The sequence below is a fragment of the Streptomyces spectabilis genome, from assembly GCF_008704795.1.
GTDB classification, from domain to species: Bacteria; Actinomycetota; Actinomycetes; order Streptomycetales; family Streptomycetaceae; genus Streptomyces; species Streptomyces spectabilis.
Genome location: NZ_CP023690.1, coordinates 6651567 through 6676851 on the forward strand (window position 1 = coordinate 6651567; position 25285 = coordinate 6676851).

18 protein-coding genes are annotated in these 25285 nt (G+C 72.1%); 14 read left to right on the top strand and 4 right to left on the bottom strand.

The window, feature by feature from the left end; translation table 11 throughout:
* Positions 1–195 precede the first annotated feature (195 nt).
* The 6 genes from CP982_RS29315 to CP982_RS29340 all read left to right on the top strand — a co-directional run bounded on the left by CP982_RS29315 (position 196) and on the right by CP982_RS29340 (position 7467).
* Positions 196–2415, top strand: a complete 2220-nt coding sequence (locus CP982_RS29315; protein WP_150513218.1) for an MMPL family transporter — start codon at positions 196–198, stop codon at positions 2413–2415.
* 26 nt (positions 2416–2441) lie between these two features.
* Positions 2442–2999 (top strand): GNAT family N-acetyltransferase, encoded by a 558-nt coding sequence (locus CP982_RS29320; RefSeq protein WP_150513219.1) that lies wholly within the window; start codon positions 2442–2444, stop codon positions 2997–2999.
* 35 nt (positions 3000–3034) lie between these two features.
* Positions 3035–3613: a hypothetical protein gene (locus CP982_RS29325; protein ID WP_150513220.1), complete on the top strand. Its 579-nt coding sequence runs from the start codon at positions 3035–3037 to the stop codon at positions 3611–3613.
* 156 nt (positions 3614–3769) lie between these two features.
* The gene (locus CP982_RS29330; protein WP_150513221.1) at positions 3770–3967 is read left to right on the top strand and encodes a hypothetical protein; all 198 of its coding nucleotides are present in this window, start codon (positions 3770–3772) and stop codon (positions 3965–3967) included.
* 20 nt (positions 3968–3987) lie between these two features.
* Positions 3988–7095: a helix-turn-helix transcriptional regulator gene (locus CP982_RS29335; protein ID WP_372503432.1), complete on the top strand. Its 3108-nt coding sequence runs from the start codon at positions 3988–3990 to the stop codon at positions 7093–7095.
* An 84-nt stretch (positions 7096–7179) separates the two neighbouring features.
* Entirely contained in the window at positions 7180–7467 is a 288-nt protein-coding gene (locus CP982_RS29340) for a DUF6191 domain-containing protein (RefSeq protein WP_150513223.1), read from the top strand.
* Positions 7468–7496: 29 nt separating this feature from the next.
* On the opposite strand, the gene CP982_RS29345 is transcribed toward CP982_RS29340, so the two are convergent.
* Together CP982_RS29345 and CP982_RS29350 are read right to left on the bottom strand one after the other, a co-directional pair.
* Positions 7497–8651 (bottom strand): PQQ-dependent sugar dehydrogenase, encoded by a 1155-nt coding sequence (locus CP982_RS29345; protein ID WP_150513224.1) that lies wholly within the window; start codon positions 8649–8651, stop codon positions 7497–7499.
* A gap of 306 nt (positions 8652–8957) precedes the next feature.
* Positions 8958–9950, bottom strand: a complete 993-nt coding sequence (locus CP982_RS29350; protein ID WP_150513225.1) for an aldo/keto reductase — start codon at positions 9948–9950, stop codon at positions 8958–8960.
* Between the two features lie 126 nt (positions 9951–10076).
* Here CP982_RS29350 and CP982_RS29355 point away from each other — a divergent pair, with 126 nt between their 5' ends.
* The 6 genes from CP982_RS29355 to serA all read left to right on the top strand — a co-directional run bounded on the left by CP982_RS29355 (position 10077) and on the right by serA (position 20597).
* Positions 10077–11027, top strand: a complete 951-nt coding sequence (locus CP982_RS29355; protein ID WP_150513226.1) for a 2-hydroxyacid dehydrogenase — start codon at positions 10077–10079, stop codon at positions 11025–11027.
* Positions 11028–11786: 759 nt separating this feature from the next.
* Positions 11787–14894, top strand: a complete 3108-nt coding sequence (locus tag CP982_RS29360; RefSeq protein WP_150513227.1) for a putative bifunctional diguanylate cyclase/phosphodiesterase — start codon at positions 11787–11789, stop codon at positions 14892–14894.
* A gap of 264 nt (positions 14895–15158) precedes the next feature.
* A complete protein-coding gene (locus CP982_RS29370) occupies positions 15159–17021 on the top strand; it encodes an acetolactate synthase large subunit (RefSeq protein ID WP_150513229.1) in 1863 nt (620 codons plus the stop codon).
* A gap of 35 nt (positions 17022–17056) precedes the next feature.
* A complete protein-coding gene (gene ilvN / locus CP982_RS29375; RefSeq protein ID WP_144323779.1) occupies positions 17057–17581 on the top strand; it encodes an acetolactate synthase small subunit in 525 nt (174 codons plus the stop codon).
* Between the two features lie 86 nt (positions 17582–17667).
* Positions 17668–18666: a ketol-acid reductoisomerase gene (ilvC, locus tag CP982_RS29380; RefSeq protein WP_144321100.1), complete on the top strand. Its 999-nt coding sequence runs from the start codon at positions 17668–17670 to the stop codon at positions 18664–18666.
* A 326-nt stretch (positions 18667–18992) separates the two neighbouring features.
* Positions 18993–20597, top strand: coding sequence for a phosphoglycerate dehydrogenase (gene serA / locus CP982_RS29385; protein WP_150513230.1), 1605 nt, complete (start codon positions 18993–18995; stop codon positions 20595–20597).
* 93 nt (positions 20598–20690) lie between these two features.
* Here the strand turns inward: serA and CP982_RS29390 are convergent, their stop codons facing one another.
* Entirely contained in the window at positions 20691–22193 is a 1503-nt protein-coding gene (locus CP982_RS29390) for an MFS transporter (RefSeq protein WP_150513231.1), read from the bottom strand.
* 97 nt (positions 22194–22290) lie between these two features.
* On the opposite strand from CP982_RS29390, the gene CP982_RS29395 reads away from it, so the two are divergent.
* Positions 22291–22896 carry a TetR/AcrR family transcriptional regulator gene (locus CP982_RS29395; RefSeq protein ID WP_150513232.1) on the top strand — a complete coding sequence of 202 codons (606 nt, stop codon included), beginning with the start codon at positions 22291–22293 and terminating at the stop codon, positions 22894–22896.
* On the opposite strand, the gene CP982_RS29400 is transcribed toward CP982_RS29395, so the two are convergent.
* Complete coding sequence (locus CP982_RS29400) at positions 22882–24051, bottom strand: PucR family transcriptional regulator (protein ID WP_150513233.1); 1170 nt, start codon at positions 24049–24051, stop codon at positions 22882–22884. The genes CP982_RS29395 and CP982_RS29400 overlap by 15 nt on opposite strands.
* A 258-nt stretch (positions 24052–24309) precedes the next feature.
* Here CP982_RS29400 and CP982_RS29405 point away from each other — a divergent pair, with 258 nt between their 5' ends.
* Positions 24310–25236 (top strand): proline dehydrogenase family protein, encoded by a 927-nt coding sequence (locus CP982_RS29405; RefSeq protein ID WP_150513234.1) that lies wholly within the window; start codon positions 24310–24312, stop codon positions 25234–25236.
* The last annotated feature ends 49 nt before the right edge of the window (positions 25237–25285 follow it).

A 25285-nucleotide genomic window follows, 5' to 3' on the forward strand; every position in this document is an offset into this window, starting at 1 on the left:
AGGATCTCCGGCGGCTGTCAGAGTGGCTCCGCATGGCCCATCTCGGTCATCTCGTCGCACAAGCGGCCACATGATCTTTACCTGTCCATGCCGATCAAGTAGTACATCAAGCAGTAGGCGTGTTCTTTTCGGGTCAATTGCGATGCTTCCCGGCTGCCCCGACGAGGATTCACGAGTCACTCAGGGAGCCAGTTCGTGGCAGCACTCGCCCGGTGGTGCGTCAAGCACCGCCTCGTCGCCGTACTGCTCTGGCTCCTCGCACTCGGCTCCACCGCGGCCGCTGCCGCCGCCGTCGGATCGGCGTACTCGAACAACTACGAGGTCCCCGGCACCGAGTCCGACCGCGCGAGCCGACTCCTCAAGGACGCCTTCCCGACCCTCGGCGGCGACGGCAACACCGTCGTCTGGCACACCGGCGGGGACCAGTCCGTGCGCTCCGCCGCGGTCGAGCAGACGATGACCGAGACGCTCGACGAGATCGCCGAGCTTCCCGGCGTGGCCTCCGTCACCAGCCCGTACACCGAGCGCGGCGCCGCCCAGATCAGCGAGAACGGCCGCACCGCGTACGCCACGGTCACCTTCCGTGACCAGCTGGACTCCATCGCCCCCGGCGAGGCGCGCGCCGTCGTGCAGACGGCCGAGGCCGCCGAGACCAAGGGCCTGGACGTGGCCCTCGGCGGCGGCGCCGTCGGCCTCACGGAGACCAAGAGCGCCAAGACCGCCGAGATCGTCGGCGTGGCCGTCGCCGCCGTCGTGCTGTTCCTGGCCTTCGGCTCGCTGGCCGCCTCGCTCCTGCCCATCGCCACGGCCGTCGTCTCCGTCGGCACGGCGTACGCGGGCATAGTGCTGCTCGGCCACGTCATGACGGTCGCCGACTTCGCGCCGATGCTCGGCACCCTGATCGGGCTCGGCGTCGGCATCGACTACGCGCTGTTCATCGTCACGCGCCACCGCAAGGGCCTCAAACGCGGCCTGCCGGTCGCCGAGGCCGCCGAGCGGGCCGTCGCCACCACCGGCCGGGCCGTCGTCTTCGCGGGCGCCACCGTCTGCATCGCGCTGCTCGGCATGCTGATCCTGCGCCTGAGCTTCCTCAACGGCGTCGCCATCGCCGCCTCCCTGACCGTCGTCCTCACCGTCGCCGCGTCCGTGACGCTGCTGCCCGCCCTCCTGTCGTTCCTGGGGCCACGCGCGCTCAGCCGCCGTGAGCGGCGCCGGCTCGCCGAGCGTGGGCCCGAGCCGGAGGTCCCCACCGGGCTCGCCGCCCGCTGGTCCGCCTTCGTGGAGCGGCACCCGAAGCTGCTCGGCGCCCTCGCGGTGGTGGTGATAGCGGTACTCGCCGTGCCGACGCTCTCGCTCCGCCTCGGCACCTCCGACCAGGGCAACAACCCCGCCACGGCCACCACGCGCCAGGCCTACGACCTGCTCGCGGACGGCTTCGGGCCCGGCGTGAACGGCCCGCTCACCCTCGTCACGGACGTCCGCGGCGCCCCCGACCGGCTCGCCCTCGACAACCTCGGCGCGACCCTCGAGTCCACCCCGGGCGTCGCCTCCGTGAGCCCCGTGACCTACTCCGACGGCAGCGACGCGGCCTTCCTCACCGTCGTACCGGACTCCGCGCCCCAGTCGAAGGCCACCAGCGACCTCGTCGACCGGCTCCGCGGCGACGTCCTGCCGCGCGCCGAGAGCGGCACCTCGCTCGACCTCCACGTCGGCGGGGTCACGGCGGGCTACGACGACTTCGCGGAGATCATCGTCGGCAAGCTGCCGCTCTTCGTGGGCGTCGTCATCGGCCTCGGCTGTGTGCTGCTGCTCCTCGCCTTCCGCTCGGTCGGCATACCGCTGAAGGCCGCCGTCATGAACGTCGCGGCGGTCGCGGCCGCCTTCGGCGTCGTGGTCGCGGTCTTCCAGTGGGGCTGGGGCAGCGAGCTGATGGGCCTGGGACGCGCGGGCCCCATCGAGCCCTTCCTGCCCGTCATCATGGTCTCGGTCCTCTTCGGCCTCTCCATGGACTACCAGGTCTTCCTGGTCAGCAGGATGTACGAGGAGTGGCTGGAGACCGGCGACAACCGCGTGGCCGTCCGCGTCGGCCTCGCCGAGACCAGCCGTGTCATCAACTCCGCGGCCGTCATCATGATCTCGGTGTTCCTCGCCTTCGTGCTCAGCGGGGACCGGGTGATCGCGATGTTCGGCATCGCCCTCGCGGCGGCCGTCGCCCTCGACGCGTTCGTCCTGCGCACCCTGCTCGTGCCCGCCCTCATGCACATGCTCGGCGGCGCCAACTGGTGGCTGCCGCGCAGCCTGGACCGCTGGCTGCCGCGGATCAGTATCGAGGTGCCCGAGCGCCGGGCACATGCGAAGATCCCCGGACACCGCGAGCGCGACGAGGTCGCGTACGCACAGTTGGAGAAGCGCTAGCCGCGCAGTCGCCGAGGGAGAGCCGGATGTTCGCGATACCCGTGGGGGAGGGGGCCGAACTGCGGCCCCTGGAGCCTTGGAACGCCGAGGAGTTCCTGGAACACATCGACCGCGCCCGGGAGTTCGCCGGCCCCTGGGTGCCGATGACCGTCAAGGTCACGGATCTGGACTCCGCCCGTCAGGTCCTCCAGCGGTACGCCGACAAGCAGGCCGCGGACACCGGCCGCCTCTACGGCGTCTGGCTGGACGGCACCCTCGTCGGCGGCGTGTTCTTCCGGGTCTTCGACATCGAGACCGACTCCTGCGAGGTCGGCGTCTGGCTCCAGCCCTCCGCCACCGGCCGCGGCCTCGTCACCGCCGCCGCCCGCGTCCTCATCGACTGGGCCGTCGACCAGCGCGGCATGCACCGCGTGGAGTGGCTCGTCTCCTCCCTCAACGATCCCAGCAAGGCCGTGGCCAAGCGGCTCGGCCTGGTCCGCGACGGGGTGCTGCGGGAGAGCTTCCCCTGGCAGGGCATCCGCCACGACATGGAGGTCTGGTCGGTGCTCGCGCCCGAGTGGCGGGCGGCCCGCGCCGCGCGTTAAGGGGCCTCTCAGACTCCGTCCGTACGGTGCGGAGCATGGGAACGAAGAGCATCGACGAGACGGCCGAGACGGCCGAGACGGCCGAGACGGCCGAGGCGCCTAAGGAGGTACCTCAGACGCCGGAGCTGTCCAAGGCCCCTGCCGAGGCGGTGACGGAGGAGCCCGAGGACCTCTCCGATCCGGACGAACTCGCCGAGGACGCCGTCCCCGCCGCCGAGCCGCAGGGCGTCGCTCAGGGCGCGGCCGCCGTCGTCGCCGCCGCGCTCGGCCTGATCGGCCTCTCCGGAGGCTGGCTCGGCACCGTCGCCTCGGCCCGCGAGTCCCTGATCGGCCAGCTCAACACCTCGCAGGGCGCGAGCGTGGGCCGCCAGGTCCAGGCGGTCTACGGAGACTCCTGGAAGACGACGGCCCTGGTGGCGGGCGCGTTCGCCCTCGCGGCCCTGGTCGTCGGCGTGGTCGTCCTGCTGCGCCCCGCCTTCGGCGCCCCCGACCGCGTCCAGGCCCCCTGGATCAAGTCGGTGGCCTGGGCGGGCGTGGCCCTGGGAGCCATCGGCCTGGCCTTGGCCGTGGCCAAGTACACGGACCTGCTGCTGGGCTTGCCTTCGACGAGTTAGGCCCCGGCCGGGATCGGGGATAAGGCACCCCCCTCACACCTAAGGCCCCCAGCCCGCTGGAAGATGCGGAACCTTCCCGATGTGCCGGACCCCCCTGGGAAACGAAAGTGGAGTCATCGCAGAGAGCGAGACACCACCACCCAGGGGGACACGAAAATGTTCGACTACGAACTCCACCAGTTCCGCACCGCCGAGCTCGCCGCCCAGGCCGCCCACCACGGCCTCGTACGGGAGGCGCTCAAGGCCGCGAAGACGCGCAGGGCACTCGGCCGGGAAGCGGCCGAGGCCCGCCTGACCGCCGAGCGCACCCGGCCCACCACCCACCGCGCCGACCGCTACAGCCGCGCCGCCTGACCGCGGCCCCGGCCCCTCCCATGTCGCGCACAGCGAAACCCACTCCCACAAAACCGCAGCTCTGTGCGATGCTCACCGCTGTGGAGACCAGGTCCGTCAGCCCCGTCTTCGTCGGCCGAGCCGACGAACTGCGCGTACTGAACGACGCGCTCGCCCGCGCCGTCGAGCCCGCCGCGGGTGAACCGCAGGCCTTGCTGCTCGGCGGCGAGGCCGGTGTCGGCAAGACGCGCCTCATCGAGGAGTTCGAGGCCGCGGCGCTCGCCGCGGGCGCCCTCGTGGTGGTCGGCGGCTGTGTGGAGATCGGCGCCGACGGTCTGCCCTTCGCCCCCTTCTCCGCCGCCCTGCGCGCCCTGCGCGAGCAGCTGCCTGCCGAGTTCGCGGCGGCCGCGGCCGGTCAGGAGGAGGAACTGGCGCGACTGCTCCCGGAGTTGTGCGAGGGAGCCCGGCGCCCGCAGTCCACCGGCGGCAGGGCCGGCGAGGAGGCCATGGGCCGGCTCTTCGAGCTCACCGCCCGCCTCCTGGAGCGCATGGCCGCCGACCGCACCGTCGTCATGGTCCTGGAGGACCTGCACTGGGCGGACGCCTCCACCCGCCACCTGCTCTCGTACCTCTTCCGCACGCTGCGCAGCGGCCGTCTCGTCGTCCTCGCCAGCTACCGCGCCGACGACATCCACCGCCGCCACCCGCTGCGCCCCCTGCTCGCCGAGCTGGACCGCCTGCGCACGGTCCGCCGCGTCGAACTCGCCCGCTTCAGCCGGGACGAAGTGGCCCACCAGATGGCCGGCATCCTCGCCGCCGAGCCCGCCCCGAAGCTGGTCGACGACGTCTTCGAGCGCTCCGACGGCAACGCCTTCTTCGTCGAGGAACTCGCCGTCGCCTCGCACGGCGGCAACTGCGCCGCCCTCACCGACTCGCTGCGCGACCTGCTCCTCGTCCGCGTCGAGGACCTGCCCGACGACGCCCAGAAGGTGGCGCGGATCGTCGCCGAGGGCGGCTCGACCGTCGAGTACGACCTGCTCGCCGCGGTCGCCGACCTCAGTGAGGACGACCTGATCGACGCGCTGCGGGCCGCCGTCGGCGCCAACATCCTCCTCGCCTCGCCCGGCGGCGACGGCTACCGCTTCCGGCACTCCCTGGTGCGCGAAGCCGTCGGCGACGACCTGCTGCCCGGCGAGCGCTCCCGCATCAACCGCCGCTTCGCCACCGTCCTGGAGGCCGACCCCGCCCTGGTCCCCGCCGACCAGCGCGCCGCCCGCCTCGCCAGCTACTGGTACCACGCCCACGACGCCGCGAAGGCGCTGCCCGCCGTCCTCAACGCGTCCGTCGTGGCCCGCAGCCGGCACGCCTACGCCGAGCAACTGCGGCTCCTGGAGCGCGCGATGGAGCTGTGGGACGCGGCCCCCGATGACGTGCGCGCCCTGCTGCGCCCCGTCGACTACACCGAGGTCTACCCGCCCTGCGGCTGCGACCCCGCCAGCACCCCGCTGCGCTATCTGGACCTGATGGCCGAGGCGGCCGTCGCGGGCCGGCTGTGCGGCGAGCGCGAACGCGCCCTGAAGATCACCAAGCGTGCCCTGCGCCACCTGGAGGACGAGCAGGACGCGCTGCGCTCCGCCTGGTTCTGGGTGCAGCGCTCCCGCCTTGTGCAGAGCCTCGCCCGCGGCGACGGCTGGAAGGAGCTGGCCACCGCGCAGGACCTGGTGCGCGGCCACGCTCCGTCGGAGGTGCACGCCGAGGTTTTCACCATGGTCGCGGGCTGGCAGATGCTGCACCAGCCGGGCCCGGAGAGCCTCGTCGCCGCCGAGCAGGCCGTCGAGTACGCCCGCATGGTCGGCGCCTCCGAGATCGAGCTGAACGCCCGGCTCACCCTGGGCGGCCTGGTCGTCGACACCGGCGACATCGACGCCGGGCTCGCCGAGATGTACGCGGTCCGGGACCGGGTCACCGCCGACGAGGTCGTCACCGTGCTCTGCCGCTGCTACATCAACCTGCCCTCCGTGCTCGAAGGCATCGGCCGCCACCGCGAGTCCCTCGACCTCCTCGACGAGGGCATCAAGCTCGCCCAGCGGTACGGCCTGCGCGAGTCCGAGGCCTGGATGTGGGCCAACCGCTCCGAGTCCCTGTACTCCCTCGGCCGCTGGGACGACGCCGTCGACTCCGCGAGCCGCGCCGTCCTGAGCGCCAAGCCGCGCGGCGGCGCCGGGGTGCGCCTCGCCTACTTCGCGCTCGCCCGCGGCGACATGGCCGAGGCCGCCCGCCACCACGCCGAGGCCTGGCGGCACTTCGGCACACACGACTCCATACCCCAGAACACCCTTCCGCTGGCCCGCATCGCCCTCGGGATCGCCGCGGGCGAGGGCCGCATCCTCGACGCCCGCGCCGAATTCCGCCGGACCGTCGGCGACGGGCTCCCGCCCGGCACCCAGCGGTACGGCTGGCCGCTGGTCCTCGCCGCCGCCACCGCCGAGGCCGAGGCCCGCGGCCTCGCGATCGCCGCACCGGGCCGCGACGAATCCCTGCACCTGATCCGCACCACCGCGAAGTCCCTGGCCACCCGCGTGCCCGTCTGGCAGGCGTACGAACGCTGGGTCCGCGCCGAACTCCTGCGCGCCGAGGGCCACGCGACCTCCGACGACTGGCTTGAGGTCCTCACCGCCATCTCCCCCCTGGAGCGGCCCTACGACCTCGCGCGCGTCCGGCACCGCCTCGCGGAGGCGCTGCTCTCGCCCGGGGCCCCGGGCGGCACCGACCGGGACCGGGCCGCCGAGCTGCTGCGGCAGGCGGCCGCGGTGGGCGAGCACCTGAGCGCCCGCCCCCTCGTCGAGGCCGTCACCCAGCTCGCCCAGCGGGCCCGCCTCCCGCTGACCGGATCGATGTCCTCCGCCCCGGCCGACCCCGCCGAGGAGCTCGGCCTGACCACCCGCGAACGCGCCGTGCTCCGCCTGGTCGCCGCGGGCCGCAGCAACCGCCAGATCGCCGAGGAGCTGTTCATCTCCCCGAAGACGGCGAGCGTCCACGTCTCCAACATCCTCGCCAAGCTGGGCGTCGCGGGCCGCGGCGAGGCGGCGGCCCTCGCGCACCGGCTCGGCCTCTTCACCGCGGACGAGGAGTCCCTGGTCGCCGGGTGACCGGGGCCCGCCAGGCCCCGGCCCGCTTCCCGGGCACTCGCTTACCCTGGGGAACAGGACCGTCGTCAGCCTTCGGGAGGCACTGTGTTCAACGTGTTCGAGCAGCTCTTCGCGCCCGGGCGCAAGCACACCGACGACGAGAAGAAGCGCCTTGAGCTGACGCGCGTCGACGTGGACGACGGGGACCCCGGCAAGGGGCCCATAGACCTGTCCTCCGGCAAGGTGGTCGTCCGGCTCCCGACACAGGGAGCGGAAGACACCCACCCCACACCGGGCCCGGCCTCCGCCGAACCTGCGCCCGCCCCCGGGTCCGCTTCCGCTTCTGCCTCCGGATCCGGGCCCCGCTCGGAGGAGGCGCCGCCTGCCGGTTGAGCCCGGCTCCGGCTCCGCCCGAGCGTGCGCTACTTCACCTCCACCTCCAGGATCTTGTCGTCCCCCTTCTCCGGGGTGCCGCGCGAATCCGTCTCGCTTGTCACCAGCCACAGCTTGTCGCCGCCCGCCGCGAGGACCGTGCGCAGTCTGCCGTGCTCCTCGGTGAGGAACGCCTCCGTCCCCGGCTCCCCGCCCGCCCCGCGCACCGGGACCCGCCACAGCCGCTGGCCGCGCAGGCCCGCCATCCAGACCGAGCCCTCCGCATAGGCGACACCGCTCGGTGAGGCCTCGGACGTCTTCCACTGGGCCACCGGGTCGTGGAAGCCCTCCTCCTTGGCGTCCGCTTCGTCCTTGCCCTCAACCTCGGGCCAGCCGTAGTTGTCTCCCGCCTTGATCTCGTTCAGCTCGTCCCAGGTGTCCTGGCCGAACTCCGAGGCCCACAGGCGCTTCTGCTCGTCCCAGGCGAGACCCTGGACGTTCCGGTGGCCGTACGAATACACCGGGGAGTTCTCGAAGGGGTTGCCCGGGGCCGGCTCGCCGTCCGGGGTCAGCCGGAGGATCTTGCCGCCGAGGGACTTCTTGTCCTGGGCGAGGCCGGTGTCGCCGGTCTCTCCCGTGCCCACGTACAGCAGCTTGTCCGGGCCGAAGGCGATCCGGCCGCCGTTGTGGATCGAGCCCTTGGGGATGCCCTTGAAGATCGTGTCGGGAGCGCCGAGGCGCTGGTCCGCGGGCTTCGCCTCGTCGTAGAGCATGCGGGCCACGCGGTTGTCGGAAGCCGTCGTGAAGTACGCGTACACGAAGTGGTCCGTGGCGTAGGTCGGGGAGAGGGCGAGGCCCATCAGGCCGCCCTCGCCGCCGGGGGCCACCCCGGGCACCGTGCCGACCTCGGTCTTCTTGCCGGTGGCGCCGTCGACGTGGGTGATCGTGCCCTCGTCCCGGGACGAGACGAGCAGGTCGCCGCCCGGGAGCGCGGCGAGCCCCCACGGTGACTTCAGGCCCGTGGCCAGGGTCTTGGTGACCTTGGCCGAGCCCTTCTCCGGGGGTGGCGTGGCGCCGTCGTCCGGCGCGGAGCCGGTGGGGCCCGAGGTGCCGGACCCGGTGCGTTTGCCGCCGTCCGCGGGGTCGGCGTCGTCCGACGAGCATCCGGTGGCCAGGAGGAGGGTGGTGGCCAAGGTGGCTGTCACGGCGAAACGTTGAGGACTCAGCACGGCGGGGATCCCTTCGGTACGGCGCTTCTCCTGTTCATACACCGCCCGACCCCCACAGGTTCCCGAGCCCTCGCGGTGCGCCCCAGGCCCGCCCCTTCCCGATCAAGGGGGCTCCGCCCCCTTGGACCCCCGTTTGTCGGCGCTCCGCGCCTCGTCCTCAAACGCCGGACGGGCTGGATGTCTCCGGTGCGCGCCGGATCTCGTCCGCGGACCGCAGCGGCACCATTCAGCCTGTCCGGCGATTGAGGACGAGGCCGAAGGCCGATCAACCGGGAACCAGCCTCAGTCCCACGACCCCTGTGCGGCGGGCAGGGCCGCGAGGGTGGCCAAGTCCTTCGGCGAGAGCCGGAGCCGCGCCGCCCCCGCGTTCTCGCGGGCCCAGCGGTCCCGCTTCGCGCCGGGGATCGGGACCACCTGGGCGCCCTGCGCGAGCACCCACGCCAGGGCCACCTGCGCGGGCGTCGCGCCGTGGCGCGCCGCGACCCGGCGCAGGCCCACCACCAGCGGCTGGTTGGCGGCCATCATCTCGGCGGTGAAGCGCGGATGCCGGGCGCGCAGGTCGTCCGGCTCGAAGCCCTGCCCCGGCGTCAGCGTGCCTGTGAGGAAGCCGTTGCCCAGCGGCATCGCGGCCAGGAAGCCGACGCCCCGCGCCGCGCACCAGGGGAGCAGCGCGTCGAGGGCCTCGGGCGACCACACCGAGAGCTCGGCCTCCACCGCCGTCACGGGGAAGACCTGCTGGACCCGTTCGAGCTGGCGGATCGTGAGGTCGTGCATCCCGCCGCCGGACCGCCGCCGCGCCCGCGCTCCGACCGCGCACAGGCCGAGCGCCCGCACCTTCCCGGCGGTGACCAGGTCGGCCATCGCGCCCCAGGTCTCCTCGATCGGTACCTCCGGGTCGGCGCGGTGCAGCTGGTAGAGGTCGATGGTGTCGGTCTGGAGCCGCCGCAGCGACGCGTCGCAGGCGCGCTTCACATAGCCGGGGCGGCCGTTGGCGACGACGTGCTGGTCGCCCACGAGGAGCCCGCACTTGGTCGACACGAAGGCCTCGGCGCGCCGTTCCCTGAGCACCCGGCCGACGAGCAGTTCGTTGGTGAACGGGCCGTACATGTCCGCCGTGTCGAGGAGCGTCGTGCCCTGGTCGAGCGCCGCGTGCACGGTCCGCATCGAGGCGTCACCGCGCTGACGCGAACCGGAGTACGCCCAGCTCATCGGCATGCAGCCGAGTCCGACGGCGCCCACCCCGAGCGCCCCCGCGCCGATCGTCCTGCGCTCCACCTGGTCGAACCCTCCCGCCGTCCCGCGATCCCCCGACCGTCCGTGATCTTTCGTCCGGGCGGCACCAAACGTAACCTCTGCCTCCCGGCACACGGCGTGCGCCCTGTTCGCATTAGCCTCCTGACCATGACAACTGACGTATGGCTGCCGTTCGAAGAGACCGACGTCGAGGGTCTGCCCGCCGCGTCCGACGCCGGTCTGGCCTACCGCTACTGGGACGGCGGCCCGGACTACCCCGCCGATCCGGCCCACTGCGCGTTCTACGTGGTGCCGTACATGAAGAGCACCGACGTGGTGGTGCCCCCGATGGCCGCCATGACGTCCCTGCGGGTCGTGCAGACGCTGACGGCGGGCATCGACGCCCTGGAGCCGGGCCTGAAGTTCCTCCCGCCCGGTGTCCAGCTGTGCAACGCGCGCGGTGTGCACGAGGCCAGCACCGCCGAGTTGGCGCTGACGCTGATCCTCGCCTCCTTGCGGGGCGTTCCGCGGTTCGTGGAGGGACAGCGGGTGCAGGAGTGGCGCTCGGGGTTCTATCCGGCGCTCGCCGACAAGTCCGTTCTCATCGTGGGGTACGGATCGATCGGCGCCGCGATCGAGGACCGGCTCGCGCCCTTTGAGTGCGCGCGGGTGGCGCGCGTCGCGCGCACCGAGCGCACCACGGCGCGCGGTGTGGTGCACTCGCTCGGCCAACTGCCCCGACTGCTTCCCGAAGCGGACGTGGTGGTGCTGTCCACGCCCCTCACGGAGACCACCCGCGGTCTGGTGGACGCCGATTTCCTGGCGCGCATGAAGGACGGCGCGCTGCTCGTGAACGTGGCCCGCGGCCCGGTGGTCGACACCAAGGCGCTGGTCCCCGAGCTGGAGAGCGGCCGTCTCACCGCGGCCCTGGACGTCACGGACCCGGAGCCGCTGCCCGCGGGTCACCCGTTGTGGGGGAGTCCCGGTGTCCTTATCAGCCCGCACGTGGGGGGCTCGTCGTCCGCGTTCCTGCCGCGCGCCCGGCGCCTGTTGACCGCCCAGCTGCGGCGGTACGTCACCGGGGAGCCGCTGTCCAACGTCGTTCTGACGACGCCGTGACCCCGATGACCTCGTGAGCCCAAGGGTGTCGTAACCCGTCGCAATCCCAATATTCAGGGCTTCGGAGCCCGGCCCTCCGGCCTGCGGCGGCTTCACAAGTCGGTCAGGAACGGTCGATATCCGGCGCACCGTGACCGGCTGGAACCGGCGTTGCGCCTTCTCTGCACGCTCCGCACTCACTCGTGTGCGCCGCGTGTCCATATTGACGGGCGTAGTCACGCAGCGTAGAGCAGACCTGTCCCTGAGTGACGAGGCTGGTGTATCGTCCCGACAGGGGCTGCGCCGTGCACCGTTCGGCGCCGGGGATCGAGTACCGAGACTGCGAGGGGGGCGACGGGCGATGCACGGCCTATGGGCGAACGATCCGAAGCGGCGGGACCACCGCCCGCGAATCTCGCGCACACCGGCCCGCGGGCGTCGGCACTGCGCCCGGCGGCACCGGCATCCGCACCGCGCCGCACGGGGCCGTCCGCAGCGGTCGGAGGTCGGCGCATGGCAGCCGTCAGGGCGGACGAGCGACCGCCGTCGCAGGGACCCCGCGCCCCCTGGGGGACGGCCCCGGGGCAAGTGTCCCCCCACTGTCCCGTCGACGGGACCGGGATGCTATGGCCCCGTGACGGGTGGGGCCCGTGGTGCGACGAAGCGCCCCCCGCACCCGGTCGCGCCGGAAGACTTCCCGCCCCCGGGCGCGACGGACCGCGCGGTGCGTGGGCGCGCCGCCCGTGGCCGTGGCACCGGCGCACGGAGCGGGGCGGCCCGATGAGCGGGCAGACGGCCTCCGCGTCCGTCCTCGACGGCGGGCTCGGCGCCCCCTTGCCCTCGCCGGGAGCGCCCATGGCGCGGCGCCCGGCACCGAGCGGCGGCACGGGCCTGCTCTCGCAGGTCTTCCTGCTGCTGATCTGCGGCGGCTATGCCACCGGGTCCGCCCTCGGCTGGGGCTCCACCCGGCTCGCGCTCATCATGGGCGACTTCGGCCTCAGCGCCGCCGCCGCGGCCGCCGCGGTCTCCTGCTTCTTCTACTCCCGCACCCGGCGCAGCCGCTTTCGACCCGCGTGGCTGCTGTTCGCGCTCTCCTCCGCGATGGCGGCCTGCGGAAACGCGGTGTGGGGATGGCACGAGGTCGTCCTGGGGCAGCGTGTGCCCGAGCGCGGCTTCGCGGACCTGTTCTTCCTGTGCTTCGCGCCGCCCGCGATCATCGGCCTGCTCGTGCTCGCCAAGCGCCCGGTCACCAAGGCCGGCTGGGTGTGCCTCGGGCTCGACGCCTGGCTCATCGGCGGCTCGCTGCTCACGCTCTCCTGGAGCCTCGCCCTCGCGCACACCGCGCAGTTCGAAGGCCCGGGCGTCGCGCACGCCGCGCTGTCGCTCGCGTACCCGCTCCTGGACATCGCCCTCGTCAGCATGGTCCTGGCGCTGCACTTCAGGCGCTCATCGGCGAACCGCACCGCCGTGAACACCGCGATCGGGGCCCTCGCGCTCACCGTGATGTGCGACGCCCTGTTCACCTCGCCGCTGCTGCACGCCAGCTACCGCTCCGGCCAGCTGCTCGACGCGGGCTGGTTCGCCGGTTCCCTGCTCCTCGCCTACGCCCCGTGGGCGACGCCCCGGCAGGGACGCGCCGACACGGACCCCACGCGCCTGGGGCACCGCCCGTACGACAGGCCGCGCGCCGCGAGCGTGCGCGACGTACGAGGCGCCCGTGACCCCCACGACGTACGGGACGTGCGGGACGTGCACACCGCGCGGGATCCGCGTGACGTACGGGACGTGCGGGACGGGCGTGATCCGCGCGACCACGAGCGGGGCGACGCCGTGCGGTACGCGACGACCCGGCCCATCGCCGGCTCGCTCGCCGCCCTCACGCCGTACCTGGCCGCCGCCGTCTGCACGCTCGGGATCCTCTACAACGTCCTGAACGGCCGCAGCGTCGACGAGGTCGTGCTCTTCACCGCGGGCACCGTCGTCCTCGCGCTCGTCGTGCGGCAGGGCATCATGCTGCTCGACAACATCACGCTCACCCAGGAACTGGCCCAGAAGGAGAACCACTTCCGCTCCCTGGTGCAGGGTTCCAGCGACGTCATCATGATCGCCGCCCCGAGCGGCATCCTGCGGTACGTCAGCCCTGCCGCCGCCGGGGTCTACGGCCGCGAGGCGGACGACCTCGTCGGCTCCGAGCTGGCCACGCTCATGCACCCGGAGGACCTCGGCCGCGTGGTCCACGAGGTGCGCCGCTTCCTCGCCGCCAACCCCGTGGAGGAGCCCACGACGCGGATCGAGTGCCGCTTCAAGTCCGGCAGCGGTGAATGGCTCAATGTGGAGTCCACCGTCAACCGCCACCACGGCGGTCTCATCTTCAACAGCCGGGACGTGACCGAACGGGTGCGCCTCCAGGCGCAGTTGCAGCACAACGCCGAGCACGATCCGCTCACCGACCTGCCCAACCGGGCACTCTTCACCCGCCGAGTCGCGCAAGCGCTCGGCGGTCGCAGAGTCACCGACCGGGGCACGGCCGTCCTCTTCATCGACCTCGACGGCTTCAAGGCCGTCAACGACACCATCGGCCACCAGGCGGGCGACGAACTCCTCGTGATGGCCGCCCAGCGCCTCCAGGAGGCCGTCCGCTCGTCGGACACCGCCTCGCGCCTCGGCGGCGACGAGTTCGCCGCCCTCATCGTCGGCGACGGCACCCGCGACCAGGCCGCGCGCGAGAAGCACATCATGGAGCTGGCCGACCGGCTGCGGCTCAGACTCTCCCAGCCGTACGACATCGACGGCAACGATGTCCGGGTGGCCGCGTCCATCGGCGTCGCCTTCGCCGAGCCGGGCGTCGGCGCGGGCGAGCTGCTGCGCAACGCCGACCTCGCGATGTACCGCGCGAAGGCGGCGGGCAAGGGCCGCGTGGAGCTGTACGCGCCCCAGATGCAGGCCGACGTCGCCCGCAAGGCCGAGCTCGCCACCCGGCTGCGCAGCGCCCTGCACGAGGGCGAGTTCACGCTCCTGCACCAGCCCGTCGTGGCCCTCGACAGTGGCCGGATCACCTCGGTCGCCGCCCAGGCGCGGTGGCGCTCGGCCCAGGGCATCATGTTCACGCCCGCCGAGTTCCTGCGCACCGCCGAGGACGGCGACCGCACCGCCGAGCTGGGCCGCTGGCTGCTCCAGGAGGCCGTCGAGCAGGCCGCGGACCGCGCTCTCGCCGGGCACGCGATGCCCGTCTCCGTACGGATCGGCGCGCGCCGCCTGGTCGACCGCTCCCTGCCGCTGGGCTCCCTCGAAGCCCTGCTCACCCGGCACGGGCTGCCGTCCGGCGCGCTCGTCATCGAGCTCGCGGACAGCGACCCGCGGGTCTCCCTCGACGAGCTCGAGCGCCGCCTCACCTCCCTGCGGCGGCTCGGCGTCCGGGTCGCGCTCGACGGCTTCGGCAGCGGCTGCGCGGCGATCACGGCGCTGCGGCGGCTCCCCGTCGACGTCCTGAAGCTGGACCGCGGGCTCGTCGAGGGCGTCGTGGAGTCCGCGCGCCTGCACAAGATCACGGCCGGTCTCCTGCGCATCGCCACCGACCTCGGCCTCGACTCGGTCGCCGACGGCGTGGACCACCCCGAGCAGGTCGTGGCGCTGCGCGCGATGGGCTGCACGCACGGGCAGGGCATGGCGTTCTCCGGCCCGCTCGACGAGTACCGGCTGCGCCGGGCGCTCGCGATGGGGGAGTACCCGGTGCCGCGCGGCCCGGTGGAGCCGGTGTGCGTGGGCGGTCCCGCCGTGGCGCCCCCGGACGCCTTCGGCGGCGCGAGCGCGGCCTATGTGTCCGGGACGGTGGCCGGGGCCACCCCGTTCGGCCGCTCACATGCTGAGACGCCCGTCCCACCTACTTGACAGTGGTGGCGCGCCGGGGGGAGGGTCAGTGCCATGCGCACCCGAATTCTCGTACTTGGAAAGCGCGTCGGCTGAAGCTGGTGAGCCCGGTCCCGATACCGGAGGAACCCAGCGACCGCACCCGGCGCGCTCCCCTCGCTTGCCCCACGGCACGAGGGGTTTTTTGTTGCATCAGCACTGCCAAACCCAGGCAAAAACCCCGCTAAATCCCCGCCGAACGTTTCAAGCGGGACCTCAGCGAAATCCCTCAGCTTCGAGAAGAGAATGCCGATGACCGAGCAGGCCACCGGGGCCAGCCATCCGCAGCCGCGGCCCCGATCCTCTGGACAGCAGCAGTCCGCGCCCGTCGAGCACGTCACGGGTGCGCAGTCCCTGATCCGTTCGCTCGAGGAAGTCGGGGCCGACACCGTATTCGGCATTCCCGGAGGCGCGATCCTCCCGGCGTACGACCCGATGATGGACTCCACGCGCGTCCGTCACATCCTGGTCCGCCACGAGCAGGGCGCGGGCCACGCGGCCACCGGTTACGCCCAGGCCACCGGCAGGGTCGGCGTCTGCATGGCCACCTCGGGCCCCGGTGCCACCAACCTGGTCACGCCCATCGCGGACGCCCACATGGACTCGGTGCCGCTCGTCGCCATCACCGGCCAGGTCTCCTCCAAGGCCATCGGCACGGACGCCTTCCAGGAGGCGGACATCGTCGGCATCACCATGCCGATCACCAAGCACAACTTCCTGGTCACCAAGGCCGAGGACATCCCGCGCACCATCGCGGAGGCCTTCCACATCGCCTCCACGGGCCGCCCGGGCCCCGTCCTCGTCGACATCGCCAAGGACGCGCTGCAGGCGCGGACCACGTTCTCCTGGCCGCCGCAGCAGGAGCTGCCCGGCTACCGCCCGGTGACCAAGCCGCACGCCAAGCAGATCCGCGAGGCGGCGAAGCTCATCACCGCCGCGAAGCGCCCCGTCCTGTACGTCGGCGGCGGCGTCATCAAGGCCGGCGCCACCGCCGAGCTGAAGGTCCTCGCCGAGCTCACCGGCGCGCCCGTCACCACCACCCTGATGGCGCTCGGCGCGTTCCCCGACAGCCACCCGCTGCACGTGGGCATGCCGGGCATGCACGGTGCGGTCACCGCCGTCACCGCGCTGCAGAAGGCCGACCTGATCGTCGCCCTCGGCGCCCGCTTCGACGACCGCGTCACCGGCAAGCTGGACAGCTTCGCCCCGTTCGCGAAGATCGTGCACGCCGACATCGACCCGGCCGAGATCGGCAAGAACCGCGCCGCCGACGTGCCGATCGTCGGCGACGCCCGCGAGGTCATCGCCGACCTCGTCCAGGCCATCCAGGCCGAGCACACCGCGGGCCACACCGGCGACTACACCGCCTGGTGGGCCGACCTGAACCGCTGGCGCGACACGTACCCGCTCGGCTACGACCACCCCGACAACGGCCAGCTCGCGCCGCAGCAGGTCATCGAGCGCATCGGCCAACTGGCGCCCGAGGGCACGGTCTTCGCCGCGGGTGTCGGCCAGCACCAGATGTGGGCCGCGCACTTCATCCAGTACGAGCGGCCCGCGACCTGGCTCAACTCCGGCGGCGCGGGAACGATGGGCTACGCCGTCCCGGCCGCGATGGGCGCCAAGGCCGGTGAGCCCGACAAGACCGTCTGGGCCATCGACGGCGACGGCTGCTTCCAGATGACCAATCAGGAGCTGACCACCTGCGCCCTGAACAACATCCCGATCAAGGTCGCCATCATCAACAACGGCGCCCTGGGGATGGTCCGCCAGTGGCAGACGCTGTTCTACAACCAGCGCTACTCCAACACGGTCCTGCACTCCGGCCCCGGCGCCGACGGCAAGCAGCCGAGCGCGGGCACCCGCGTCCCGGACTTCGTCAAGCTGTCCGAGGCGATGGGCTGTTACGCGATCCGCTGTGAGGACCCGGCCGACCTCGACAAGGTCATCGAGGAGGCCAACGCCATCAACGACCGCCCCGTCGTGATCGACTTCATCGTCCACGAGGACGCCCAGGTCTGGCCGATGGTCGCGGCGGGCACCTCGAACGACGAGGTCATGGCCGCCCGGGGCGTGCGCCCCGACTTCGGCGACGGCGAAGACGACTGAGAGCACCAGGAAGAAGGACAGACCCCATGACTCCCATGTCCAAGCACACGCTCTCGGTCCTCGTCGAGAACACCCCCGGTATCCTGGCCAGGATCGCCGCCCTCTTCTCCCGCCGCGGCTTCAACATCGACTCCCTCGCCGTCGGCGTCACCGAGCACCCCGACATCTCGCGCATCACCATTGTCGTGAATGTCGAGGAACTGCCGCTCGAACAGGTCACGAAGCAGCTCAACAAGCTGGTGAACGTCCTGAAGATCGTCGAACTGGAGCCGGGCGCGGCCGTTCAGCGTGAACTCGTCCTCGTGAAGGTGCGCGCCGACAACGAGACCCGCTCCCAGATCGTCGAGATCGTCCAGCTGTTCCGCGCCAAGACCGTGGACGTCTCGCCCGAGGCCGTGACCATCGAGGCCACCGGGTCGAGCGACAAGCTGGAGGCCATGCTCAAGATGCTCGAACCCTTCGGCATCAAGGAGCTGGTGCAGTCCGGCACGATCGCGATCGGCCGCGGCTCGCGCTCGATCACCGACCGCAGCCTGCGGGCGCTCGACCGCACCGCCTGACGTTCCGCATTCCGGAACCCCCCGACCTTCCTGTCCGAGCCCGCCGTACGGTGGGACGCAACATCAGCACACATAGGAGATATCCAGTGGCCGAGCTGTTCTACGACGCCGACGCCGACCTGTCCATCATCCAGGGCCGCAAGGTCGCGGTCATCGGTTACGGCAGCCAGGGTCACGCCCACGCCCTCTCGCTGCGCGACTCCGGTGTGGACGTCCGGGTCGGTCTGCACGAGGGCTCCAAGTCGAAGGCCAAGGCCGAGGAGCAGGGCCTGCGCGTGGTCACGCCCGCCGAGGCCGCCGCCGAGGCCGACGTCATCATGGTCCTGGTCCCGGACCCCATCCAGGCCCAGGTCTACGAGGAGTCCATCAAGGACAACCTGAAGGACGGCGACGCGCTGTTCTTCGGCCACGGCCTGAACATCCGCTTCGGCTTCATCAAGGCCCCCGAGGGCGTCGACGTCTGCATGGTCGCCCCCAAGGGCCCGGGCCACCTGGTGCGCCGTCAGTACGAGGAGGGCCGCGGCGTCCCGTGCATCGCGGCGGTCGAGCAGGACGCCACCGGCAAGGGCTTCGAGCTGGCCCTGTCGTACGCCAAGGGCATCGGCGGCACCCGTGCGGGCGTCATCAAGACGACCTTCACCGAGGAGACCGAGACCGACCTGTTCGGTGAGCAGGCCGTGCTCTGCGGCGGCACCGCCGCCCTGGTCAAGGCGGGCTTCGAGACCCTCGTCGAGGCGGGCTACCAGCCGGAGATCGCCTACTTCGAGTGCCTCCACGAGCTGAAGCTGATCGTCGACCTCATGTACGAGGGCGGCCTGGAGAAGATGCGCTGGTCGGTCTCCGAGACCGCCGAGTGGGGCGACTACGTCACGGGCCCGCGCATCATCACGGACGCCACCAAGGCCGAGATGAAGAAGGTCCTGGCCGAGATCCAGGACGGCACGTTCGCCCAGCAGTGGATGGACGAATACCACGGCGGTCTGAAGAAGTACAACGAGTACAAGAAGCAGGACGAGGACCACCTGCTCGAGACCACGGGCAAGGAGCTGCGCAAGCTCATGTCCTGGGTCAACGACAACGAGTAGGGCTCACGTCGGCGGGGCCGGGGCGCACCGCCCCGGCCCCGCCGCTCTCCGTGAGGACTCTCCGTGAGGGCACGGGGCTCCGCCCCGGACCCCGCTCCTCAAACGCCGGAGGGGCTGATTCCAGGCCGAGCTCCTAGTTGTCCGTGGCGGCCATCCTCGTCCGGGTGATCCTTCCAGTCAGGCGCATAAGGCCCCCGCAGACGCCACTACACTGCAAACCACATTCGCGTCAGGCCCACAGCGTCGTGCGTCTTCCACGCGGCTAGCCACCTCCACCGCCTGCGGCCGTCGGGACGGCCGTCCGCATTGGACTTGTGAGGACTCACGTGAGCACTGCTGCCAACGGCAAACCGGTCGTACTCATCGCTGAAGAGCTGTCGCCCGCGACCGTCGAAGCCCTGGGCCCCGACTTCGAGATCCGGCGCTGCAACGGCGCGGACCGCGCGGAGCTGCTGCCCGCCATCGCCGACGTCGACGCCATCCTGGTCCGCTCCGCGACCAAGGTCGACGCCGAGGCCATCGCCGCCGCCCGCAAGCTGAAGGTCGTCGCCCGCGCGGGCGTCGGCCTCGACAACGTCGACGTCTCCGCCGCCACCAAGGCGGGCGTCATGGTGGTGAACGCCCCCACCTCGAACATCGTCACCGCCGCCGAGCTGGCCTGTGGCCTGCTCCTGGCCACCGCCCGCAACATCCCGCAGGCCAACACGGCGCTGAAGAACGGCGAGTGGAAGCGCTCCAAGTACACCGGGGTGGAGCTGGCCGAGAAGACCCTCGGCGTCGTCGGCCTCGGCCGCATCGGCGCGCTCGTGGCGCAGCGGATGTCCGCGTTCGGCATGAAGGTCGTCGCCTACGACCCGTACGTACAGCCCGCGCGCGCCGCGCAGATGGGCGTGAAGGTGCTCTCCCTCGACGAGCTGCTCGAGGTCTCGGACTTCATCACCGTGCACCTGCCGAAGACGCCCGAGACGGTGGGCCTCATCGGCGACGACGCGCTGCACAAGGTCAAGCCGGCGGTGCGGATCGTGAACGCCGCCCGCGGCGGCATCGTGGACGAGGAAGCGCTGTACTCCGCGCTCAAGGAGGGCCGCGTCGCGGGTGCCGGCCTCGATGTGTACGCGAAGGAGCCGTGCACCGACTCCCCGCTGTTCGAGCTCGACCAGGTCGTGTGCACCCCGCACCTCGGCGCGTCCACCGACGAGGCGCAGGAGAAGGCGGGCATCTCGGTCGCCAAGTCCGTGCGGCTCGCGCTCGCGGGCGAGCTGGTCCCCGACGCGGTGAACGTCCAGGGCGGTGTCATCGCCGAGGACGTGCGCCCCGGACTGCCGCTCGCCGAGAAGCTCGGCCGGATCTTCACCGCCCTCGCGGGCGAGGTCGCGGTCCGGCTCGACGTCGAGGTGTACGGCGAGATCACCCAGCACGACGTGAAGGTGCTCGAACTGTCCGCGCTCAAGGGCGTGTTCGAGGACGTCGTCGACGAGACCGTCTCGTACGTGAACGCGCCGCTGTTCGCGCAGGAGCGCGGCGTCGAGGTGCGGCTCACCACCTCCTCGGAGTCGCCCGACCACCGCAACGTGGTCACCGTGCGCGGCACGCTCGGCGACGGCGAGGAGGTCGCGGTGTCCGGCACGCTCGCCGGACCCAAGAACCACCAGAAGATCGTCGCGGTCGGCGACTACGACGTGGACCTGGCGCTCGCCGACCACATGGTCGTGCTGCGGTACGCGGACCGGCCCGGTGTCGTCGGCACCGTCGGGCGCGTCCTCGGGGAGGCCGGGATCAACATCGCGGGCATGCAGGTCGCTCGCGCTGACGTGGGCGGGGAGGCACTGGCCGTCCTCACCGTCGACGACACCGTGCCGGCCGGGGTGCTGGCGGAGGTCGCCGCCGAGATCGGGGCCACGTCCGCCCGTTCGGTGAACCTGGCCGACTGACGGGTCCCGCCTTCATCGGCGCTTCGCGCCTCGTCCTCAAACGCCGGACGGGCTGGAACTTTCCAGCCCGTCCGGCGTTTGCGTGCGCCCTGCTCAGCGCAGCGCCCTCGCCGCCAGGGCCGCCGCCGCGAGCAGGACGAGGGCACCCGCCAGGGCCGCGATGTGCATGCCGCTGGTGAAGGCGGTCCGGGCCGCGGCCGTCAGGGCGTCCGCCGCCGTGGGCGGGAGCTGGGAGGCGACCGCCACGGCGCCGCCCAGGGTCTCGCGGGCCGCGTCCGGGGCCGTGTCCGGCATCTCGTGGCGGAACACCGCCGTGCCGATGGAGCCCAGGACCGCCATCCCGAGGGCGCCGCCGAACTCCTGGCCCGTCTCCAGGAGGGACGAGGCCGCGCCCGCCTTCTCCGCGGGGGCCGCCCCGAGCGCCAGGTCCGTCAGCTGGGAGCCCACGACCACGGCCCCGCAGGCGAGCACCCCGGCCCCGGCGAGCACCGTCCACATCGCGTCCGTACCGGCGGCGAAGAGCAGGCCGTAGCCGCAGGCCGAGAGCGCGAAGCCGCCCGCGACCACGTGGGCCCGCGCCGCGCCCCCGCGCACCGCCGCCGTCGCGACCGGCGCGGCGAAGCCGATGAGGACCGAGGGGAGCAGCGCCCACAGCGCGGCCTCCAGCGCGCTCTTGCCGAGCACCGACTGGAGGTACTGCGTGGTGAAGTACGCCGAACCGAGCATCGCGAAGGACGAGATGAGGTTCAGCGCGACGGCGGTCCCGAAGCCCCGGCCGCCGCGGAAGAGGGCGGGGGAGATCAGCGGCGACGACGCGGTGAGCTGACGGCGCACGAAGAGCACGGCGAAGAGGGCGCCGACCACGAGTGAGGCGACGTACGGCCACCGCACCCCCTGGGACGGCAGCTCCTTGAGGCCGTAGACCACGGGCAGCACCGCCGCGAGGGACAGGGGCACGCTCAGCAGGTCGAAGCGGCCCGGACGCGGGTCCTTGGACTCGGGGATGAGGACGGGCGCGAGGATCAGGAGCAGCACCATCGCGGGCAGGTTGACCAGGAAGACAGAGCCCCACCAGAAGAACTCGACGAGGACGCCGCTGAGCACCGAGCCGAGCGCGACGCCGCCGACCATGACCCCCGACCAGATGCCGATCGCCGTGGCGCGCTGACCGGGGTCGCGGAACAGGGTGCGGACCAGCGCCATCGTGGACGGCATCAGGGTCGCGCCGCCGATGCCGAGGACCGCGCGGGCGGCGATGAGCAGCTCCGGGCTCGTGGCGTAGGCGGCGGTGAGGGACGCCGCGCCGAAGGCGGCCGCGCCGATCAGCAGGAGCTTGCGGCGGCCGATGCGGTCGCCGAGCGAGCCCATGGTCATCAGCAGACCCGCGAGCACGAACGCGTAGATGTCGAAGATCCACAGCTGCTGGGTGCCGCTGGGCTCCAGGTCGGCGTTCAAGGCGGGGACCGCGAAGTAGAGGACCGACACGTCCATCGACACGAGCAGCAGCGGCAGCATCAGGACGGCCAGGGCCGTCCACTCCTTGCGGCCCGCGCGGTCGGTGGCGGGGGCGGGCGGAGGCGGGGTTGTCGTGGTCATGGGGCAGGACTGTACGGTCGTCTTAGACGGTTGTCTAGAACGACTGTGTAAGACGCTTGTCTTGGACGGTTGTCTGGGGCGGGCGTAGGGTGCGCGCATGGGACACCGTGAGGATCTGCTCGCAGGGGCCAAGCGCTGCCTGCTGGAGAAGGGCTTCGTGCGCACGACGGCGCGCGACGTCGTCAAGGAGTCGGGTACGAATCTCGCGTCGATCGGCTATCACTACGGCTCGAAGGACGCGCTGCTCGCCGAGGCCTACATCTCGCTCATCGAGGACCTCGGCGACGGCTTCGTGGGGCCGCCCGACGGCGACGCGGGACCCGGCGGTTCGCTGGAGCGGTTCGAGAAGATGTGGGGCAACGTCATCCAGTCGTTCCCCGAGGCGCGCGGGATCTGGATGCTGACCCTTGAGTTCATCACCCAGGGCGAGCGGCTCGCCGGGGTGCGGGACATCATGGTCAAGGCCCAGGTCCAGGGCCGCGCCGGGCTCGCCGCGCTCCTGCTCGACCTCGACGACACCGCCGTGCCGGAGGACGTCGTGAACGCCGAGGGGCGGCTCTACACGACCCTGCTCAACGGCCTCATGGTGCAGTGGCTCTTCGACCCGGGCTCGGCCACCACGGCCGGGCAGCTCACGGAGGGGCTGCGGCGGGTGGCTGAGCGGGCCTCGGCGGCGGAGGGCCGGCGGCTACCGCAGTCGTGACGCCTTCAGGGTCATGTGCAGGAGCAGCCGGTCCTCGCCCTCGTCCAGGTCCAGCTTCGTGAGCTGCTCCACGCGCGAGAGGCGGTAGTAGAGCGTCTGGCGGTGGATGCCCAGCTCCGCCGCGGCGCGGCCCGCCTGGCCCGCGCAGTCGAGGAACACCTCGGCGGTGCGGGCCAGTTCGCGGTGCGCGGGGGTCAGCAGCGCGCGGGCCACCGCGTCCTGGGCGGCCTCCGCGGGCAGCGCGGTGAGGAGGCGGTAGGGGCCGATGTCCGACCAGCGGGCGAGCGGCCCGAGCCGGGGTTCGGCGAGCGCCGCGCGGGCCGCGGCCGACGCCTCCGCCCAGGCCGCGCCCAGGTCCTCGAGGCCGTGCCGGGCGCCCGCGACCCCGGCCGTCGCGCCACCGCCCGCCGACTCCACGAGCCGGGACGCCGTCGTGAGCGCCGGGGTCAGGGCGTCCGCCGAGCGCAGCCGCACCATCACCGCGAGGGACTGGCCCACCGCGCCCGTCGTGGTCCACGGCACCGTGCACAGGGCCGTCGCCCCCGGCACGGTCCGCAGCGCGGGCGCGTCCTCCGGGCCCGCCGCGGGCCACGGCGCCACGCACACCACCGCGTGCAGGCTCTCGCCGCGCGCGCCGAGCGCCGTGCGGAGCGCCGCCAGGGCCATGTCCCGCTGCCAGCCGCGCTCCGCCGTCAGGACCGCCCGGAACTCACGGGTCAGATCGGCGCCCGCCTGTGCCTCGTCGGCGAGGAGCGCGCCGATGCGGGCGGCCACCTCCATGGCGGCGCCGAGCCGCTCCTCCGCGGGGCCCGGCTCGTCGTCGAGCAGCCACACATAGCCCAGGGCGTAGCCCCGGTGGCGTACGGGGAGGCAGATCCGGCCGCGGTGCACGCCCGCCTCCGGGGTCGGCGGGATGCGGACCGGGGTGGTGGCGCGCGTGATGCCGAAGCTCTCGAACCAGGAGCGGACCGCCGCCGTGGAGCGGCGGGTGAGGATCGAGCGGGTGCGGACCGGGTCGAGGTCGGCCGCCTCGAAGCCGTCACCGCCGTCGTGGGCGCCGAAGGCGATCAGTTCGAAGTCGCGGTTCTCCAGGGTCGCGGGCGCGCCGAGCAGGGCCGAGATCTCGTCGACCAGTTCCTGGTAGTCGCCCTTCACCGGGCCCTTCCTTCGCTCCGTGCGGGCTGTGCCGCCTGCCCGGTTCCCTCGTCGTCAATGCTTTCGAGAGCCATTCTCGCGCAGTCGGGCGTCCGTCTCAGACATCTGTCTGAGATCCAGCCCACGGATGCGTGACAGGTGTCGATGGCTCAGGATCGGAGGGATCCTTAGGTTTCACGGTGGTTCTCCGTGCCGTACCAGTTTTGTCGCAAAAATGATGCCGGTGCGGCTTCGTTCGTACTCCCGTGGAGGTGCCCCGTGCTGGGTCCCGTGATCCTTGCCGCGTCACGCAGTGACAAGATGCGTCGTTTCGTTTCGGCGGCGCCGGGCACCAAGCAGGTCGTCGACCGCTTCATCGCCGGTGAGACCGTCGACCAGGTCGTCCCGATCGTCGAGGACGCGGTCGGCAAGGGCCTGGAGGTCACCCTCGACGTCGTCGGCGAGGACATCACCACCGTCGAGCAGTCCCACGCCGCGCGCGACGCCTATCTGGAGCTCATCGACCGCCTCAAGGACCTCGGCTTCGGCGAGAAGGCCGAGATGTCCGTGAAGCTGTCCATGTTCGGCCAAGCGCTGGAGGGCGGCCACGAGCTGGCCCTCGCGAACGTCCGCCCGGTCGTCGAGGCCGCCGCCGCCATCGGCACCACCGTCACGCTGGACGCCGAGGACCACACCACCCTGGACTCGATGTTCGCCATCCACGACGAGCTGCGGAAGGACTTCCCGCAGACCGGCTGTGTGATCCAGGCCTATCTGTTCCGCACCGAGGACGACGCCCGCCGCCTGGCCGCCAACGGCAGCCGCGTGCGCATCGTGAAGGGCGCGTACAAGGAGCCCGCCGAGGTCGCGTACCAGGACAAGGCGGAGATCGACAAGGCGTACGTCCGCATCCTGAAGATCCTGATGGACGGCGAGGGCTATCCGATGATCGGGTCCCACGACCCGCGCCTGATCGCCATCACCCAGGAGCTGGCCCGGCGCGCCGGGCGCAAACTGGACGAGTACGAATTCCAGATGCTGTACGGCATCCGCAGCGAGGAGCACCTGCGGCTCGCCGCGGAGGGCCACCGCATGCGCGTCTACACCGCCTACGGCACCGACTGGTACGGCTACTTCATGCGCCGTCTCGCGGAGAAGCCGGCGAACCTGCTGTTCTTCGGCCGCTCCATCCTCACCAAGGGCTGAGCCGCCCGCCCCTCCCGCACAGAGCCCCCGCACAAAAAGGAGCCAAGGA

Coding starts and splice junctions, on each gene's coding strand:
- CP982_RS29330 (WP_150513221.1), top strand. CDS start 3,770: ATGTTCGACTACGAACTCCACCAGTTCCGCACCGCCGAGCTCGCCGCC.
- CP982_RS29360 (WP_150513227.1), top strand. CDS start 11,787: ATGAGCGGGCAGACGGCCTCCGCGTCCGTCCTCGACGGCGGGCTCGGC.
- CP982_RS29335 (WP_372503432.1), top strand. CDS start 3,988: ATGTCGCGCACAGCGAAACCCACTCCCACAAAACCGCAGCTCTGTGCG.
- CP982_RS29325 (WP_150513220.1), top strand. CDS start 3,035: ATGGGAACGAAGAGCATCGACGAGACGGCCGAGACGGCCGAGACGGCC.
- CP982_RS29370 (WP_150513229.1), top strand. CDS start 15,159: ATGCCGATGACCGAGCAGGCCACCGGGGCCAGCCATCCGCAGCCGCGG.
- CP982_RS29355 (WP_150513226.1), top strand. CDS start 10,077: ATGACAACTGACGTATGGCTGCCGTTCGAAGAGACCGACGTCGAGGGT.
- CP982_RS29395 (WP_150513232.1), top strand. CDS start 22,291: ATGGGACACCGTGAGGATCTGCTCGCAGGGGCCAAGCGCTGCCTGCTG.
- CP982_RS29390 (WP_150513231.1), bottom strand. CDS start 22,193: ATGACCACGACAACCCCGCCTCCGCCCGCCCCCGCCACCGACCGCGCG.
- ilvN (WP_144323779.1), top strand. CDS start 17,057: ATGTCCAAGCACACGCTCTCGGTCCTCGTCGAGAACACCCCCGGTATC.
- CP982_RS29320 (WP_150513219.1), top strand. CDS start 2,442: ATGTTCGCGATACCCGTGGGGGAGGGGGCCGAACTGCGGCCCCTGGAG.